Source organism: Pseudomonas sp. NFACC41-3 (genome assembly GCF_900109505.1).
GTDB lineage: Bacteria > Pseudomonadota > Gammaproteobacteria > Pseudomonadales > Pseudomonadaceae > Aquipseudomonas > Aquipseudomonas chlororaphis.
On the sequence record NZ_FOAE01000002.1, the window covers coordinates 959,901 to 975,007 of the forward strand.

A 15,107-nucleotide genomic window follows, 5' to 3' on the forward strand; every position below is an offset into this window, starting at 1 on the left:
TCCGGAGGGGGAAACTCTCCTAGGCTCCCCGGGACCCATGTTGGATAATGTCGCTCTGCATTGTCCGCTCGAGCTTTTGTATGTCTTCCGTACCTTTTTTTGCCGCACAGCATCAGGCCAGCACCCTGTACCTGCCCCCCGGTTCATGGCCAACCGTACTGGATTGCCTGTGTGACCATTTCAGCACCATCAGCCGCGAGCAGTGGCTGAGCAGGATCGCCCGCGGCCGGGTGCTCGATGGACAGGGACTACCGATCGGTGTCGACCTGGCGTACCGCGAAGGCCTGCGCATTCATTATTTTCGCGAAGTGCCCGACGAAAAGATCATCCCGGTGCAGGAGTCGATCCTCTACGTCGATGAGCACCTGGTGGTGGCGGACAAGCCGCATTTCCTGCCGGTCACCCCGGCGGGGGAATATGTCGAGCAAACCTTGCTGCGCCGCCTGATCCGCAGCCTGGACAATCCCCACCTGGTGCCTCTGCATCGCATCGACCGGCATACGGCGGGCCTGGTGTTGTTTTCGGCCAATCCGCAAAGTCGCTCGGACTATCAGTCGCTGTTCCCGACGCGCAGGATCGACAAGCGCTACGAGGCCATCGCACCGGCCTTGCCCGGTCTTGAATTCCCGCGGGTGCATAAAAGCCGCCTGATCGATGGCGAGCCCTTTTTCCGCATGCAGGAAGGGCCTGGTACGCCTAATACGGAAACGGCACTGGAGGTCCGGGAAAAGAATGGCGACCTCTGGCGTTATGGGCTGTATCCGGTGACCGGCAAAAAGCACCAGTTGCGGGTGCACATGAGTGCACTGGGGGCGGCGATCTGCAACGACCCGTTTTATCCCGATGCGCTCAAGGATGTGGAGGATGATTACGCCAAGCCGCTCAAGCTGCTGGCCCAGGGGCTGCGTTTTACCGACCCGCTGACAGGGGAGGAGCGCGAGTTCGAGAGTCGGATCACCTTGCAGTGGTAATCCAGGCCACTGCTTGCTGTTGCCAGAAACGATAAAGCCCGCGAAAGCGGGCTTTATCGTTCAAGGCAGTAACGGTATGGATTACAGCTCTTTTACCGTACGAACCTGATCCTTGTTGATGCGGGTTTGTTTGCCGTCCAGTTGTTCGAACTCGTAGAAACCGGAATCCTCATCGTATTTCGGCGTATCGACGGCCTGGATTTCGCGACCGTCATTCAGGGTGATCACAGTAGGCGATGCGCAACCGGCGAGAGTGGCAAGGCCCAGTGCAAGCATGAGAGTGGCGAGAGTCCGCTGAATCATTGTGTGTCTCCGAGATGAATACTTTTAGTTGCTGTGCTTGAGACGTATGCAACGCCTGCAAGTTCCTTGAGTTAAGGGCATTCTGACACGCCGTGCTGCTGGCTTAACAGCTCTGGTGTATTCAGATTAGCCAATCGGGGATCGTTTGCCGGACATTGCAGGGCCTGAGTATCCAGCCCGCGCATGATACGTCCGGGGCTGCGCTCACCGTTCTGCCAGGCTCCGTCGAAGGTGCCGAGCAGCGTGCGCGGAATGATACACAGCAAGGGTTCCCAGTGCTCGCCATGGCGCAACATCAGCGGTTTGTCCGGATGCAGGGCGGCGCTTTGTCGCATGGCGTCGATCAGTTGCGCATCGATGCGCGGCACGTCGCAGGGCAACCCCTTGTCCCTTCCGCCCATGCGTTGGCCGCGTCCACCGGCCAGGAGCAGAATGGAGCAGGGCAGCAAATCTGCGCGCTGGGTCATGGCACGTCTCCACAGGGGCGGGCAAAGAGAGCGCTGTGATATAACACCGGGCTGTTTCTCCTACAACTGGATCGAGCCTATGAAAGCCAAGGCTGATGTACCTTTTGCACCCCTGAACATCGCGGTGCTGACTGTCAGTGATACCCGGACCCTGGAGACCGATACCTCCGGCCAGGTCTTCGTCGATCGTCTGAGCGCTGCTGGCCATAACCTGGCCGCGCGCGTCCTGCTCAAGGACGATCTCTACAAGATTCGCGCACAAGTGGCGACCTGGATCGCCGACGACCTGGTCCAGGTGGTGCTGATCACCGGCGGCACCGGTTTCACCGGCCGCGACAGCACCCCGGAAGCCGTGTCTTGCCTGCTCGACAAACAGGTCGACGGCTTTGGCGAGTTGTTCCGCCAGATCTCGGTCGCCGACATCGGCACTTCCACCGTGCAGTCCCGGGCCCTGGCCGGGCTGGCCAACGGCACGCTGGTGTGCTGCCTGCCGGGCTCGACCAACGCGGTGCGTACCGGTTGGGACGGCATCCTCGCCGAGCAACTGGATTCGCGGCACCGGCCGTGCAATTTCGTCACGCACCTGAAACAGGCGGCGCCTTGTGAATCCCGTGGGTAAGCCGGGCAAGACCGGTGCCTTGATGCCGGTCGAGGTCGCATTGGCCCGTTTGCTGGAGATGGCCGAGGCTACTCCCATTCTCGAGCGCGAGCGGCTGCCGCTGGCGGCGGCTCAAGGCCGGGTCTTGGCCGACGATTTGGTTTCTACCCTGGATCTTCCGCCCTGGCCCAACAGCGCCATGGACGGTTATGCCTTGCGTGCCGCGGATTGGCGTGGTGAGGCCCTTGTAGTCAGCCAGCGTATTTTCGCCGGCCAGGCGCCCGAGCCTTTGGCGCCCGGTACCTGCGCACGCATCTTCACCGGGGCGCCGGTCCCGGCGGGAGCCGACTGCGTGGAAATGCAGGAGAACGCCGAGGTTCAGGCCGATGGGCGGGTGTCCTTTACCGAGCCGCTCAGTGCCGGGCAGAACATTCGTCCCCAAGGCCAGGAAACCACGGTCGGCGAGTGCGTATTGGTGGCCGGAACGCAGCTGGGGCCGATCGAGCTGGGGCTCGCTGCTTCCTTGGGTTGCGCGGAACTGGAGGTGGTGCGTCGAGTGCGGGTCGCCGTGCTCTCCACCGGCGACGAGCTGGTAGAGCCCGGGCAAGCGCTGGGTCCCGGGCAGATCTACAACAGCAACCGTGTCCTGCTGTGCAGTTGGTTGCAGCGTCTGGGCTGTGAGGTGGTCGACGGCGGCATCCTGCCGGACGACCTGCCCACGACCCGGCATCGTCTTGCCGAGCTGGCGGATGTGGATCTGATCCTGTCCACCGGTGGTGTATCGGTGGGCGAGGCGGATTTCCTGGGCATCGCCTTAAGAGAAGAGGGCGAGCTGGCCCTCTGGAAGCTGGCGATCAAGCCGGGCAAACCGTTGACCTTCGGGCATTTCCGCGGTGTGCCGGTGATCGGCCTACCGGGTAACCCGGCCTCGACGCTGGTGACCTTTGCCTTGCTGGCTCGCCCCTATATTTTGCGGCGCCAGGGAGTGAAGGAGCTGCAGCCCTTGCAGTTCCAGGTTCCGGCTGGATTTGCCTGGCCGAAGCCGGGGAACCGCCGAGAGTATCTGCGTGGGCGCCTGGAACAGGGCAGGGCAATCATCTATCGGAACCAGAGTTCCGGGGTTTTGCGCAGTGCCGCCTGGGCCGAGGGGCTGGTCGAGGTACTGGAAGAGCGAACGTTGGTTGAGGGCGATTGGGTCAACTTCATTCCATTGAGTGAAGTCCTGGGCTGACGCCAGGGGAGGCGGACCTGGTCGGCAGCGCCGGGTCCATCCTCCAGAGCCCCCCCTATCAACGCAGGAGTAAAAGGATCAGCAAGCCAAAACGGCTGTTCAGTCCCCAGGACAGCAGTGCCGATATAAATCCGGCATAGGCCAACACCCACGCGAGCTTCTTGAGCAAGGCATGAAGCTTGCTGTCGGGCTTATGCTCGGGGTCACGGGTATGTACTTGATGGACACTCAGTTCCGGGTGTTTGCCTGTACTGAGCAGGATGCTCCCTTCCAGTCGAGTGAGCGCGGAGTTCGAGCGTTCAAAGCATTTCTTGTCATCCATGTGTTTCGCTTCCCTGTTTGAGGCGTCGTTCGCCTGCCATGAACATTCTCCGATTGTCTGTTTCGGGTCAATTCAGGTGATTCTCAATCTGCGGTCAGAAAAGTTACCGGTCAGCCAGCAGACGGCCTGACGGGGACAAATTGATTACATCCCGATCGGACTTTTTCTCATGGACCGAGGGTCAACATCCTTCAATGGCCCTCGAATGACAGGAGTGATGAGCGATGAGCGAACGCAAGGCGATGCTGATACTGCACGGCAAGCAGGCCCTCAACGAAGAGGTCCGCGAGGCTGTCGAGCGCAAGCGTGAAGAGGGTTGGGAGCTGGCGGTCCGCCTGACCTGGGAAGCGGGCGACGCCCAGCGCCTGGTGGATGAAGCCCTCGTGGCCGGTTACACCCGCCTGATCGCAGGAGGCGGTGATGGCACTTTGCGTGATATCGCCGAGGCCATGGCGGCGCAGGCCCACGATGCCAGCCTGGTGTTGCTGCCGCTGGGCACGGCCAATGATTTCGCGCGGGCGGCTGGCGTGTCGTTGCTGCCCCATGAGGCATTGAACCTGCTCGACGTGCCGGCACGGGCGATCGACCTCGGCGAGGTCGGTGGCCAGGTATTTCTCAATATGGCCACGGGCGGGTTCGGCAGCCAGGTGACGGCCAATACCTCCGAGGACCTGAAAAAGATTCTGGGGGGCGCGGCCTATCTGTTCACTGGTTTGTCCCGTTTCAACGAACTGCATGCGGCATACGGTGAGCTGCAGGGGCCGGATTTCCATTGGCGCGGCGAGTTGCTGGCCCTGGGGATCGGCAACGGGCGCCAGGCCGGTGGTGGGCATCTGCTGTGCCCTGAGGCGATGGCCGATGACGGATTGCTGGATGTCAGTATCCTGCCGGCCCCCCAGGAGCTGGTGGGCACCTTGAAGGACCTGCTGGCCGGCGGCTGGGGAATCGACAACCTGTTTGTGCGCACGCGCCTGCCCTGGGTTGAAATCAAGGTGTCCGAGGGGCTGGATATCAATCTCGACGGTGAGCCCCTGCAAGGCGAAAACCTGTGTTTTCGCGCGCTCCCAGGGGCATTGCGGGTGCATTTGCCGGAAGACTCCCCGCTGTTGGCGGCTTCGGCGTCTTAATCGTCGAGGCTGATGATCTGTTCGCGGACGGCAAACAGGACCAGGCCGGCCACATCATAGATCTGCAGGCGTTTCATGATCTGCGAGCGGTGGGTTTCCACGGTCTTGATGCTCAGGCCCAGCCCATGAGCGATTTCACGGGTCGATTTGCCGCGAACAATCAGGCGCAGGATCTCCAGCTGGCGTGCGGTCAGGTTATGGGTTTCAACGGGTTCCGGATGGGGCTTCTGCACGCGGATCAGCGCCTGGTTGATCACCGTGTGGGCAATGGCCGGGCTGAGATAACGCTCGTTGTTGCGCAAGGCGTCGAGCGCGTGCTCGAGCTCGTTGGCGGTGGTGTCCTTGAGCAGATAACCATGAGCACCGGATTCCAGGGCCTGCATGATCAGCGCCGGATCGGTGTGCATCGAGAGAATCAGTACTTTGCTCTGCGGGTGCACCACCTTGAGTCTCTTCAGGGCTTCAAGGCCGCCGATATCCTTCATGGAAATATCCAACAGGATAATGTCCGGCGACAGCCTCTCGACCATTTCCAGTACTTGTGCGCCATCGTTGGCTTCACCGATCACGGCATAGCCAGGAATATCCATGACCAGGGCACGCACGCCAGCCCTGATGAGCGAGTGGTCATCCACCAGAAGTAAATTGCAGGTCAATGTAAAACCTTATTCGTACTGGCCCGTTCGAGTGCGCGAGGCGCCCAGGGGAAGAGTGCTTCGATTTGTGTGCCCTGGTCGGGCTGGCTGGAAACCTTCAGGGTGCCACCCAGTTGCGCGATTCTTTCCGCCATGCCCGCCATGCCGCGTTGTCCTTGCGCGCCTGGATTGGTCGCCGGGGAAAAGCCACGGCCATCATCGCTGATAAACAGCGAAAGGCCCTCGGGCAGGCGTTGCAGGCGTACCAGCAGGTTATCCGCCTGGGCGTGACGCAGCATGTTGGTGACGGCTTCTTGAGTGATACGAAAGGCGGCCACCGCCATCTCCTCGGGGATGCCTGCCAGGCGTTGCTTGCATTCCAGGCTCCAGTGCACGGAAGTGTTTTCCAGGGTCTTCAGCAAGTGTGCCCGCAGGCTGGCTTCCAGGCCCAGGCTGGCCAATTGCCGGGGATTGAGAATGGCCGATACATCGCGCACCTTGGCCAGGGTTTCTTCCAATGTGCTTTGAAGCGTCGTGCAATGCTGTTGCAGGTCTTCGGGCAGGCGGCGCTTGAGCCATTCGCTTTGCAGTTTGGCGGCAGTCAACAGCTGACCAATATCATCATGCAATTCACGACTGAGGCGATGGCGCTCGTTTTCCTGGACTTCCAGTAAGCGATCCGCCAGTTCCTGAGGCTGGAACTTGATCGATTTGCGCGAATCGCCGTAATAGGCCCAGACACTGGCCAGGGCCACCAGATTCAGGATCAGCAGGCTGAGGGGAAAGGTCGTCGACAGGCAATAGACAGCCAGACTTCCAAGTGCCGAGCATGAGCACAGCAACAGGTTGAGCCAGCGCAGGTTTATTCGAGAGAGAAGTCTGGTGGCAGTTGACTTGAGGCTGGCGTACATAGCGGATGGAGCCAATGAATGTTCGCTGCGGGGAGACCGGTCAAGTCGACTGACGGGCCCCGGTTTGGAATACGGTATTGTTTGAGTATGCGGCTTCAATTAACGCGGTCTATTCGTTGGGAGCAAGCCTTGCACTGATCAGGTGTGTAACAAGATCAATCTGAAATCACAGTGCCATTAAGGATGTCGTTTAGTGGCTGGCATAGTATCAGCTTAGCTACCGTTGGTCGCGCCTCTATATATGTCCAGCGGGTCAGGAATATTGCCTTTTGGGACGTATGTTCCGATTCGCTTGTTTTAACTGGCTCCGCTCAAACAGTGACTGTATCTGGCCTTGCGCGAACGGGTAGGCGAGATTCAGAGCACTTGAAGTCTCGGGATTGGTTTTATTTAGTTGTCTTAGTTGGTTCTGTCGTTAACAGGCATGAAATATTGGATAACGACATGATGCTGGTCAATGTCACGACATATCTAACGACTGAAGTTAGGTATTAACGACAGGGTCTATGCGTTTCTCTTGGCGATCGAAAAAACTTTGAACGAATTTTGGTGGCAGGACAGGGGGGCGGGCAAAGGGTCGATTTGCACGGCGAGGGATTCGATGAGAGTGGCCTGTTCGTTGCCATCGAGGTTCAGTTGCCCGGTCACCGGATCGACGAGTTCAAGCTGCCAGGCCATCAGGCTGAAGCACTCCCCGAGAGTGTCGAGGATCTGCTCGTTCATGTCCGGATGAGGGTGGGAGTGATCCAGCAACGCATGAACCTGGCGCGAGAATTCGGCGGTGCTGCGCAGCGCCAGCGCGTCGGTTTTCTCGGCAAGTTTGAGCAGAGTGGACAACATGCAATCGATGGCGTCCTGATCGTTCCTGATCAGGTTGAGATGGTTCAGGCATTCAACAGACTTGGCCAATAGTGCTTCTGCCTCAAGCAGAAAGTCAGGTGACTGGTGCCACTCTTTATCGTCGATCAGCATGCTTGTCTCCACGACGCCACGTCAGATGATGGAATGGTCCGTTTTGTGAGCGGCTGTAAGGTATTACGTCGGTTATGCCGTGGGATATAGGACGAATCTGATTGGTTCTCAATGGACGAAGACGCTGTGCTGGTGTTTAGTCTGCAGGCGACAGACTGCCGAGCACGGTGTGTCGGCCACGCTTGGATAGCGGAGGCGGGGGGGCTCGAAGGGGCACCAGCCCATCTTCCTGCGATCACAAACAAAAGCCTGACTCCATTCATGCAATGAGAATGGCGTCACATTAATGGCTATTGGATATTGCGAATATCAGGTTGGTCCTGATTGCCGGTAGGGGATTCCCTTATAAAGGGGAACCAAGTGCTGAAAACGAGGTCGCGGCGGGAGCTTGGGCGGATGAAATCGCGAAGCCAGTAAAGCATGATGTTAATGTGACATCAATGCCTTTGCATGGCATTTTGTACGCGGGTCAAGATTCGGCGAATCGCGCCGATAACCCGCGTTAGTGAATTCATCAGAACAAGCCCAGGAGTCATTACATGGCCGGCATTCTCGACACGGTAGATCAACGCACGCAACTGGTGGGTGAGAATCGCCTGGAAATCCTCATGTTTCGTCTGGCCGGGCGACAGTTGTTCGCGATCAACGTGTTCAAGGTGCAGGAAGTCCTGCAATTGCCGAAGCTGACGCTGATGCCCCAGCGCCATCCGTTCGTCTGTGGCGTGGTCAACCTGCGGGGGCAGACGCTGCCGGTCATCGACCTGTCCCAGGCGATCGGCATGCGGCCTCTGGTGCCGGGTCCCAACAGCACCATCATCGTTACCGAGTACAACCGCTCGGTGCAGGCCTTCCTGGTGGGAGGCGTCGACCGCATCGTCAACATGAACTGGGAAGCCATCCTGCCGCCGCCGACCAGTGCCGGGCGCCAGCATTACCTGACGGCGATCAGCAAGGTCGACGATCAACTGGTCGAGATCATCGACGTGGAAAAGGTCCTGGCCGAAATCGTTCCGTACAACGCCAAGGTCTCGCGCGACAAGCTCGACGATCCGGTGCTCGAGCGTGCCCGCGGCCGTGAAGTGCTGTTGGTGGACGACTCCAACGTGGCGCTGTCGCAATTGCGCGACACCCTGGGCCAGCTGGGGGTGAAGATGCACATTGCCAGCGACGGCCTGAAGGCCCTGAAGATGCTCAAGGCCTGGGCCGATACCGGGGTCGACATGACCGACAAGCTGCTGATGGTGTTCACCGACGCCGAAATGCCGGAAATGGACGGCTATCGCCTGACCACCGAAATCCGCAACGATCCTCGTCTGCGCGGCCTTTACGTGGTGCTGCATACCTCCCTGTCCGGCAGCTTCAACGAGTCGATGGTGAAGAAGGTCGGTTGCGACAACTTCCTGTCCAAGTTCCAGCCGGACAAACTGGTCGACGTGGTGCGCCAGCGCCTGATGCTGGACGAAGTTCCCGCCTGACGGGAGCATTGGCCGGAGCGACGCCTGCGCGGCAGGTGCTTCTTTGATTCGCGGGCCGGCTCGTATAAGGTTGCTTTTTTTGCTACCCGGGAGCTGGCCATGCGTCTCAGCGCGCTTTATCGATACCCCTTGAAATCCGGCAAGGGCGAGTCCCTGCAACAGGTCGCGCTGGACAGGCTGGGGCTGGAGGGAGATCGACGCTGGATGCTGGTCGATGAACCCAGCGGGCGTTTCCTGACCCAACGTGCGGTCCCGCACATGAGCCAGCTTTCGGCGCTCTGGAACGCCGAGGGAGGGCTGACCCTCAGTGCTCCCGGCTACCCATCCCTCAATGTGCCACTGCCTGGTGCGGATGCCCCGTTACGTGGCGTGACCATCTGGCGCGATACCCTGCGCGTACCGGATGCCGGCGACGAAGCCCATGCCTGGTTGAGCGATTTCATCGGCAAGCCGACCCGCCTGGTACAGGTCCCCCCGGAGCGTGCGCGCACCACTCAGGCCGGTTACGGCAGGGATGACGATCAGGTGGCCTTTGCCGACGGTTTTCCGCTGTTGCTGATTGGCGAGTCCTCCCGGGAAGACCTGTCCAGTCGTGTCGGCCGTCCCCTGGAAATGCTGCGCTTTCGCCCGAACCTGGTGATCGAGGGCTGCCCGGCCTTCGCCGAAGATGGCTGGAAACGCATCCGCATCGGCGATATCGAGTTTCGGGTGGTCAAGCCTTGTGCGCGTTGCATCCTCACCACCATCGATCCACAGACTGGCGAGCGCAGCGCCGACCGTGAACCGCTGGCCACGCTGCAGCAGTACCGGGCGCAAGAAGGCGGGGCGATGTTCGGGCAGAACCTGGTGAACGATGGCATTGGCCGCCTGGAAGTCGGTATGCCGGTCACCGTGCTGGAATAAAGAGTCGGCAGCGCTGAAACGAAAAATGCCCGTATCGTCAGATACGGGCATTTTTTTATCGCCGAGGATCAGCTCCTGGAGGGATCAGCCGCGGTATTCGCACAGGTAGGCGGTGTCGACGGCCACCTTCAGCTGGAACTTGCTGTTGGCCGGTACGTTGAACTGGCTGCCGGCGGCAAAGGTTTCCCAGTCGTTGCTGTCAGGCAGCTTGACGGTCAGGGCGCCGGAAACCACGTGCATGATTTCCCGTTGAGCCGTGCCGAACTCGTATTCGCCCGGAGCCATGACGCCGATGGTGGCGGGACCTTCGGCCGTGCCGAAGGCAATCGACTTGACGGTGCCGTCGAAGTACTCGTTGACTTTAAACATGGGCGATTCCTCAAAAAAGGGGTCAAAAAGGCCGGCCAGTATGCACAAGGCCTTCAGATGCGTCACCTGTTGCGCGGACGGATCAGCCGGGAAGAATCAGAGGCAATAAACGCGCCGTATTGCGGGCATCTTCCAGGGCGCGATGCTGCTGGCCGGTGAACTGCAGCCCGGCCAGTTGCAGCGCGCCGTTCAGGCCCAGCGGTCGTTCGAGGCGGCGGGCCTTGGCGAAGCGTTGCTTGAGGTTCATGTGCGGCAGTTGGGCGAGGGCGCTGTGCAGTTGCGAGCGTTGCCACTCCTGCAGCAGCTGCTTGCGATCGTAGTCGCCCCAGCTGGCCCAGCCCTCCAGGCGTGTGTGATGCTGGCCCAGCCAGCGTTCGAACAGCGGCCAGACTTCGCTCAACGGCTGGGCGCCGTCGATCTGGGCCTGGGTGATGTGGGTCAGTTCGCGGCAGAACGGCGTCAGCATCGGCCGCCGCAGCGGGCGCACGAAGCGTTGGAAATGGTCCAGTTCACGCCCTTCGCGGTTCACCAGGGTGGCGCCGATCTCGATGATTTCCATGTCGGTCACCGGCCAGCCTCCTTCGTCCGTGGTGGCTTCCAGATCAATTACCAACCAGTGGGGCATCACAGGCTCCAGCTTCAACATCCCGATGAGGCTTGAGCGTAGCCAAACCCGACGTCTGCGCCTAGCGGCTTATTCCACCTCCAGCAGAATCTGGCGGTTTTTCACCTGATCGCCCAGGTTGACCTGCAGCCGCTTGATCACGCCATCGATCCCGGCCTTCAGCGGATGCTCCATTTTCATCGCCTCCAGCACCAGCAGCAGTTGCCCCTTGCTGACGGTCGCGCCCTCGCTGACCAGTACGTCGACTATGGCGCCATCCATGGGCGCCTTGAGCATGCCGCTGTGGACGCCGGCCTGGCTGGCCACCGGCGCGTGGCTCAGGTCTTGCAGGTGCAGGCTGCCAGGCCGGGTGAACAGCCAGAGCTGTCCGGCTTCCAGGGTGTAGGTGTAGCGGCGGCGGATACCGTCGATGGTCGCGCAGGCCCAGCGGCCATCCGCCTCCAGCAGTTGTACCTCGAAGCTTTCGTCGGCGTGTTGAATCCGCAGCGTTCCGGCCTGGTTATTCAGTTCAAGGTTCCATACGGCTTCACCCGAGCCCAGGCGATAGTGCAGCGGCACACTGGCGTTGTTGCGCCAGCCGGCCAGCGCCGCGCCGTGACGCTGGGCCACGTGCTGATAAAACAGTGCCGCGGCCAGGGCCAGTTCGGCGCCGCTTGGCGGTTGTGGGCGCAGGCTTGGATCATCGGCGAAATGTTCGGCGATAAAGGCGGTGCTGAATTCGCCGCTGGCAAACCCGGGATGGCGAAGCAGGTTCGCCAACAGCTTCTGGTTGCTCGCCACGCCGGTCAGCACCGTGTCCTCGACTGCGCGCAACAGCTTGCGGCGCGCTTCTTCGCGGGTGGCGCCATGGGCGATGAGCTTGCCCAGCATGGGGTCATAGAATGGACTGACGCTCTGGCCTTCCAGCAGGCCGTGATCGATACGCACATCGGCACCCAGCGCCGGCTCCCAGCGCCGTACCTGCCCGGTTTGCGGCAGGAAATCCTGCGCCGGGTCCTCGGCATACAGCCGCACTTCGATGGCATGGCCCTTGAGTTCGACCTGCTCCTGGCGCAGTGGCAGCGGTTGACCGGCCGCCACCTGCAGCTGCAGGGCCACCAGGTCCAGGCCGGTGATCATTTCGGTGACCGGGTGTTCGACCTGCAGGCGGGTGTTCATTTCCAGAAAGTAGAACCGGCCCCGCGCATCGAGGAGAAATTCCACGGTGCCGGCGCCGACATAATTCACCGCCCGGCCGGCCTTGAGGGCGGCCTCGCCCATGGCCTGGCGCAGCTCGGCGGTCATCACCGGGCAGGGTGCTTCCTCGACGACTTTCTGATGACGGCGCTGGATCGAGCAATCGCGCTCGCCGAGGTAGATCAATTGGCCGTGGCGGTCGCCGAACACCTGGATTTCCACATGCCGCGGTTCGATCAGCGCCTGCTCCAGAATCAACTCGTCGCTGCCGAAGGCGTGCAGCGCCTCGGAGCGCGCGGTACGCACCTGGGCCAGCAGCTCGTCGGCCCGCTGCACCAGGCGCATGCCGCGTCCGCCGCCACCGGCGCTGGCCTTGATCATCAGCGGGTAGCCGATGCGTTCGGCTTCGCGTTGCAGGGTCGCATCGTCCTGTTCCGCGCCCTGATAACCGGCGATGCAGGGCACGCCCGCCGCGAGCATCGCCAGCTTGGACAGGCGCTTGCTGCCCATCAGTTCGATGGCCTCGGCACTGGGGCCGATAAAGGTGATGCCGGCTGCCTCGCAGGCGCTGGCGAACTCGGCGTTCTCCGACAGAAAGCCGTAGCCGGGATGCAGTGCGTCGGCGCCCGTGCGCCGCGCCGCGTCGAGGATCGCCTGGCTGTTCAGATAAGACTGTTGGACCGCCGCCGGGCCGATGCGCACCGCTTCGTCGGCCATCCGCACATGCAGCGCATCGGCGTCGGCATCGCTGAACACCGCCACGGTGCGATAACCCAGGGCTTGGGCGGTGCGCTGGATGCGGCAGGCGATTTCACCGCGATTGGCGATCAGGATTTTGCTGAAGGCGGGCATGAGGTGGTTTCCTGAGATCGGTGGTGTTTGGTCGGGCATTTCGCGAGCAAGCTCGCTCCTACAAAGGCGTAGGCCAGTCACGGACCGGTAGGAGCGAGCTTGCTCGCGATGGGGCTCATGAGGCCCACGCCGGTTTGCGTTTCTGCACGAAGGCCATGGTTCCTTCGATGCCTTCGGCACCGGTGACGGCGGCGCCGAACTGTTCCGCCGCGCGATCGAGCAGCGGCGCCAGCGGTTCTTCAGCGCTGGCCAGCAACAGGGCCTTGGTCGCGGCGTTGGCCTCGGGCGCGCAGCACAGCACATGGGCCAGCACCTCATCGAGGCGTTCGGCCAGGGCCTCTGGGCCGTCTTCGACAAAATGCACCAGGCCCAGCCGCTCGGCTTCGTTGCCATCAAAGCGCGCGACGGTCAGGGCCAGCCGACGGGCCTGGGTCAGGCCGATGCGCTTGACCACAAACGGCGCGATCTGCGCCGGCAGCAGGCCGAGGCTGGTTTCCGGCATGCCGAACTGCGCCTGATGATCGGCGATGGCGATGTCGCTGACACAGGCCAGGCCGAAGCCGCCACCCAACACCGCGCCCTGCAGCAGCACGATCAGCACCTGCGGGGTGTGCTGGGCTTCTTCGAGCAGTGTGCCGAACGCCCGGTTCAGTTCCTGATAGGCACTGGCGCCCTGGGCACGGGCACTGGCCATGTCTTTCAGGTCGCCGCCGGCGCAGAAATGCCCGCCGGCGCCCCTCAGGACCAGGGCGCGAATGCCGCGGTCATCGCGTACCGCCGCCAGCACCGCGCGCAGTTCGGCGACCATGTGCAGGCTCATGGCGTTACGGCTGTCCGGGCGATCGAGGGTGATGTGCAGGACGCCACCACGGGGCGCCAGCAGCAGGGTTTCGCAGGCGGGCAGGCGGCTCATTTTCTTTTCCCCGGCAGGATGCCCATGAGTTTGCAGATGATGCCCAGCATGATTTCGTCGGCGCCGCCGCCGATCGAAACCAGGCGCACGTCGCGGTAGGCGCGGGCCACCGGGTTGTCCCACATGAAGCCCATGCCGCCCCAGTATTGCAGGCAACTGTCGCTGACTTCGCGGCCCAGGCGCCCGGCCTTGAGCTTGGCCATGGACGCCAGGCGGGTGACGTCCTGGCCGCGCACGTATTGCTCGGTGGCCTGGTACACCAGGGCCCGCAGGCATTCGATTTCGGTGGACAGTTCGGCCAGGCGGAAGTGGATCACCTGGTTGTCGATCAGCGCGCTGCCGAAGGTCTTGCGCTCCTTGCAGTACTCGATGGTGCTGTCGACGCAGTACTCCAGGCCCTTGATCATGTTGGCCGCGCCGAACAGCCGCTCTTCCTGGAATTGCAGCATCTGCATCATGAAACCCGCGCCTTCGTGGCCGATGCGATAGCGCTGGGGCACGCGCACGTTATCGAAAAACACCTGGGCGGTTTCCGAACTGCGCATGCCGAGCTTGTCCAGGTGCGGGCTGAGGCTGATGCCGGGGCTGTTCATCGGCACCATGATCAGCGACTTGTTGACGTGGGGCTTGTCGTCCGAGGTGTTGGCCAGCAGACAGATGAAGTCGGCGCTGGGGGAGTTGGTGATCCACATCTTGCTGCCGTTGATCACATAGTCGTCACCGTCCTTGCGCGCGGTGGTCTTGAGCCCGGCCACGTCGGAGCCGGCACCGACTTCGGAGACACCGATGCAGCCGACCATTTCCCCGCTGATGGCCGGGCGCAGAAACTCCTCGCGCAACTCGTCGGAGCCGAAGCGCGCCAGGGCTGGGGTGCACATGTCGGTCTGCACGCCGATGGACATCGGGATGCCGCCGCAATGGATGGTGCCGAATTCTTCGGCGGCGACGATCGAATAGCTGTAGTCCAGGCCCATGCCGCCGAACTTCTCCGGCTTGGAGATGCCCAGCAGGCCCAGTTCGCCGGCCTTGCGGAAAATCTCGTGGATCGGAAAGCGCCCGGCCTTTTCCCATTCCTCGACATGCGGGTTGATCTCGCGCTCGACAAAATTGCGCACCGTGCGCCGCAGTTCTTCATGTTCCTGGGTGAAGATCATTTTTATTGTTCTCCTCAAGTTGAGTGACGCAATCCCTGAACCTTGTTACCCCTGTAGCCGCTGCCGCAGGCTGCGATCGGCCCCGCAGGGGACGTGCCCTTGA

General features: G+C 61.6%; 17 protein-coding genes. 6 read left to right on the top strand and 11 right to left on the bottom strand.

Annotated features, from left to right (window positions below; translation table 11 throughout):
- Positions 1 to 80 precede the first annotated feature (80 nt).
- The gene (locus BMY68_RS13885) at positions 81 to 971 is read left to right on the top strand and encodes a pseudouridine synthase (protein ID WP_085531674.1); all 891 of its coding nucleotides are present in this window, start codon (positions 81 to 83) and stop codon (positions 969 to 971) included.
- 81 nt (positions 972 to 1,052) lie between these two features.
- Here BMY68_RS13885 and BMY68_RS13890 read toward each other — a convergent pair whose 3' ends face one another.
- A complete protein-coding gene (locus BMY68_RS13890) occupies positions 1,053 to 1,274 on the bottom strand; it encodes a YgdI/YgdR family lipoprotein (protein ID WP_007923269.1) in 222 nt (73 codons plus the stop codon).
- A gap of 71 nt (positions 1,275 to 1,345) precedes the next feature.
- Positions 1,346 to 1,741 (bottom strand): glycosyltransferase family protein, encoded by a 396-nt coding sequence (locus tag BMY68_RS13895; protein WP_085531672.1) that lies wholly within the window; start codon positions 1,739 to 1,741, stop codon positions 1,346 to 1,348.
- A gap of 79 nt (positions 1,742 to 1,820) precedes the next feature.
- Between BMY68_RS13895 and moaB the strand changes: the two genes are divergently transcribed.
- Together moaB and glp are read left to right on the top strand one after the other, a co-directional pair.
- Positions 1,821 to 2,360 carry a molybdenum cofactor biosynthesis protein B gene (gene moaB / locus BMY68_RS13900; RefSeq protein ID WP_007923271.1) on the top strand — a complete coding sequence of 180 codons (540 nt, stop codon included), beginning with the start codon at positions 1,821 to 1,823 and terminating at the stop codon, positions 2,358 to 2,360.
- Between the two features lie 22 nt (positions 2,361 to 2,382).
- Positions 2,383 to 3,570, top strand: coding sequence for a molybdopterin molybdotransferase MoeA (glp, locus tag BMY68_RS13905; RefSeq protein WP_175534842.1), 1,188 nt, complete (start codon positions 2,383 to 2,385; stop codon positions 3,568 to 3,570).
- 58 nt (positions 3,571 to 3,628) lie between these two features.
- Here the strand turns inward: glp and BMY68_RS13910 are convergent, their stop codons facing one another.
- Positions 3,629 to 3,892, bottom strand: a complete 264-nt coding sequence (locus tag BMY68_RS13910; RefSeq protein WP_009044924.1) for a hypothetical protein — start codon at positions 3,890 to 3,892, stop codon at positions 3,629 to 3,631.
- Between the two features lie 224 nt (positions 3,893 to 4,116).
- Between BMY68_RS13910 and yegS the strand changes: the two genes are divergently transcribed.
- A complete protein-coding gene (gene yegS / locus BMY68_RS13915; RefSeq protein WP_085531668.1) occupies positions 4,117 to 5,019 on the top strand; it encodes a lipid kinase YegS in 903 nt (300 codons plus the stop codon).
- On the opposite strand, the gene BMY68_RS13920 is transcribed toward yegS, so the two are convergent.
- The 3 genes from BMY68_RS13920 to BMY68_RS13930 form a co-directional block, all read right to left on the bottom strand.
- The gene (locus BMY68_RS13920) at positions 5,016 to 5,675 is read right to left on the bottom strand and encodes a response regulator (protein ID WP_009044922.1); all 660 of its coding nucleotides are present in this window, start codon (positions 5,673 to 5,675) and stop codon (positions 5,016 to 5,018) included. The genes yegS and BMY68_RS13920 overlap by 4 nt on opposite strands.
- Positions 5,672 to 6,565 carry a sensor histidine kinase gene (locus BMY68_RS13925; protein WP_085531666.1) on the bottom strand — a complete coding sequence of 298 codons (894 nt, stop codon included), beginning with the start codon at positions 6,563 to 6,565 and terminating at the stop codon, positions 5,672 to 5,674. Before BMY68_RS13925 ends, BMY68_RS13920 begins: the two co-directional genes overlap by 4 nt.
- A 504-nt stretch (positions 6,566 to 7,069) precedes the next feature.
- The gene (locus BMY68_RS13930) at positions 7,070 to 7,537 is read right to left on the bottom strand and encodes a hypothetical protein (RefSeq protein ID WP_009044920.1); all 468 of its coding nucleotides are present in this window, start codon (positions 7,535 to 7,537) and stop codon (positions 7,070 to 7,072) included.
- Positions 7,538 to 8,076: 539 nt separating this feature from the next.
- Between BMY68_RS13930 and BMY68_RS13935 the strand changes: the two genes are divergently transcribed.
- Both BMY68_RS13935 and BMY68_RS13940 read left to right on the top strand, forming a co-directional pair.
- Positions 8,077 to 9,012, top strand: a complete 936-nt coding sequence (locus BMY68_RS13935; protein WP_009044919.1) for a chemotaxis protein CheV — start codon at positions 8,077 to 8,079, stop codon at positions 9,010 to 9,012.
- 99 nt (positions 9,013 to 9,111) lie between these two features.
- The gene (locus tag BMY68_RS13940) at positions 9,112 to 9,915 is read left to right on the top strand and encodes an MOSC domain-containing protein (RefSeq protein WP_085531664.1); all 804 of its coding nucleotides are present in this window, start codon (positions 9,112 to 9,114) and stop codon (positions 9,913 to 9,915) included.
- 84 nt (positions 9,916 to 9,999) lie between these two features.
- On the opposite strand, the gene BMY68_RS13945 is transcribed toward BMY68_RS13940, so the two are convergent.
- The 5 genes from BMY68_RS13945 to atuD all read right to left on the bottom strand — a co-directional run bounded on the left by BMY68_RS13945 (position 10,000) and on the right by atuD (position 15,004).
- Positions 10,000 to 10,284, bottom strand: a complete 285-nt coding sequence (locus BMY68_RS13945) for a pyrimidine/purine nucleoside phosphorylase (RefSeq protein WP_007930001.1) — start codon at positions 10,282 to 10,284, stop codon at positions 10,000 to 10,002.
- Between the two features lie 82 nt (positions 10,285 to 10,366).
- Positions 10,367 to 10,909: a 3'-5' exonuclease gene (locus BMY68_RS13950; RefSeq protein ID WP_009044917.1), complete on the bottom strand. Its 543-nt coding sequence runs from the start codon at positions 10,907 to 10,909 to the stop codon at positions 10,367 to 10,369.
- Between the two features lie 69 nt (positions 10,910 to 10,978).
- Positions 10,979 to 12,937: an acetyl/propionyl/methylcrotonyl-CoA carboxylase subunit alpha gene (locus BMY68_RS13955; protein ID WP_085531662.1), complete on the bottom strand. Its 1,959-nt coding sequence runs from the start codon at positions 12,935 to 12,937 to the stop codon at positions 10,979 to 10,981.
- 115 nt (positions 12,938 to 13,052) lie between these two features.
- Positions 13,053 to 13,850: an enoyl-CoA hydratase/isomerase family protein gene (locus BMY68_RS13960; RefSeq protein WP_085531660.1), complete on the bottom strand. Its 798-nt coding sequence runs from the start codon at positions 13,848 to 13,850 to the stop codon at positions 13,053 to 13,055.
- On the bottom strand, positions 13,847 to 15,004 hold the full coding sequence (atuD, locus tag BMY68_RS13965) for a citronellyl-CoA dehydrogenase (protein ID WP_007930006.1): 1,158 nt from the start codon (positions 15,002 to 15,004) through the stop codon (positions 13,847 to 13,849). Before atuD ends, BMY68_RS13960 begins: the two co-directional genes overlap by 4 nt.
- Positions 15,005 to 15,107 lie beyond the last annotated feature (103 nt).

Bases quoted from the DNA above. Each gene is read 5' to 3' on its own strand.
- BMY68_RS13885 (WP_085531674.1), top strand. From the start codon at position 81: ATGTCTTCCGTACCTTTTTTTGCCGCACAGCATCAGGCCAGCACCCTG.
- BMY68_RS13890 (WP_007923269.1), bottom strand. From the start codon at position 1,274: ATGATTCAGCGGACTCTCGCCACTCTCATGCTTGCACTGGGCCTTGCC.
- BMY68_RS13895 (WP_085531672.1), bottom strand. From the start codon at position 1,741: ATGACCCAGCGCGCAGATTTGCTGCCCTGCTCCATTCTGCTCCTGGCC.
- moaB (WP_007923271.1), top strand. From the start codon at position 1,821: ATGAAAGCCAAGGCTGATGTACCTTTTGCACCCCTGAACATCGCGGTG.
- glp (WP_175534842.1), top strand. From the start codon at position 2,383: ATGCCGGTCGAGGTCGCATTGGCCCGTTTGCTGGAGATGGCCGAGGCT.
- BMY68_RS13910 (WP_009044924.1), bottom strand. From the start codon at position 3,892: ATGGATGACAAGAAATGCTTTGAACGCTCGAACTCCGCGCTCACTCGA.
- yegS (WP_085531668.1), top strand. From the start codon at position 4,117: ATGAGCGAACGCAAGGCGATGCTGATACTGCACGGCAAGCAGGCCCTC.
- BMY68_RS13925 (WP_085531666.1), bottom strand. From the start codon at position 6,565: ATGTACGCCAGCCTCAAGTCAACTGCCACCAGACTTCTCTCTCGAATA.
- BMY68_RS13930 (WP_009044920.1), bottom strand. From the start codon at position 7,537: ATGCTGATCGACGATAAAGAGTGGCACCAGTCACCTGACTTTCTGCTT.
- BMY68_RS13935 (WP_009044919.1), top strand. From the start codon at position 8,077: ATGGCCGGCATTCTCGACACGGTAGATCAACGCACGCAACTGGTGGGT.
- BMY68_RS13940 (WP_085531664.1), top strand. From the start codon at position 9,112: ATGCGTCTCAGCGCGCTTTATCGATACCCCTTGAAATCCGGCAAGGGC.
- BMY68_RS13945 (WP_007930001.1), bottom strand. From the start codon at position 10,284: ATGTTTAAAGTCAACGAGTACTTCGACGGCACCGTCAAGTCGATTGCC.
- BMY68_RS13950 (WP_009044917.1), bottom strand. From the start codon at position 10,909: ATGCCCCACTGGTTGGTAATTGATCTGGAAGCCACCACGGACGAAGGA.
- BMY68_RS13955 (WP_085531662.1), bottom strand. From the start codon at position 12,937: ATGCCCGCCTTCAGCAAAATCCTGATCGCCAATCGCGGTGAAATCGCC.
- BMY68_RS13960 (WP_085531660.1), bottom strand. From the start codon at position 13,850: ATGAGCCGCCTGCCCGCCTGCGAAACCCTGCTGCTGGCGCCCCGTGGT.
- atuD (WP_007930006.1), bottom strand. From the start codon at position 15,004: ATGATCTTCACCCAGGAACATGAAGAACTGCGGCGCACGGTGCGCAAT.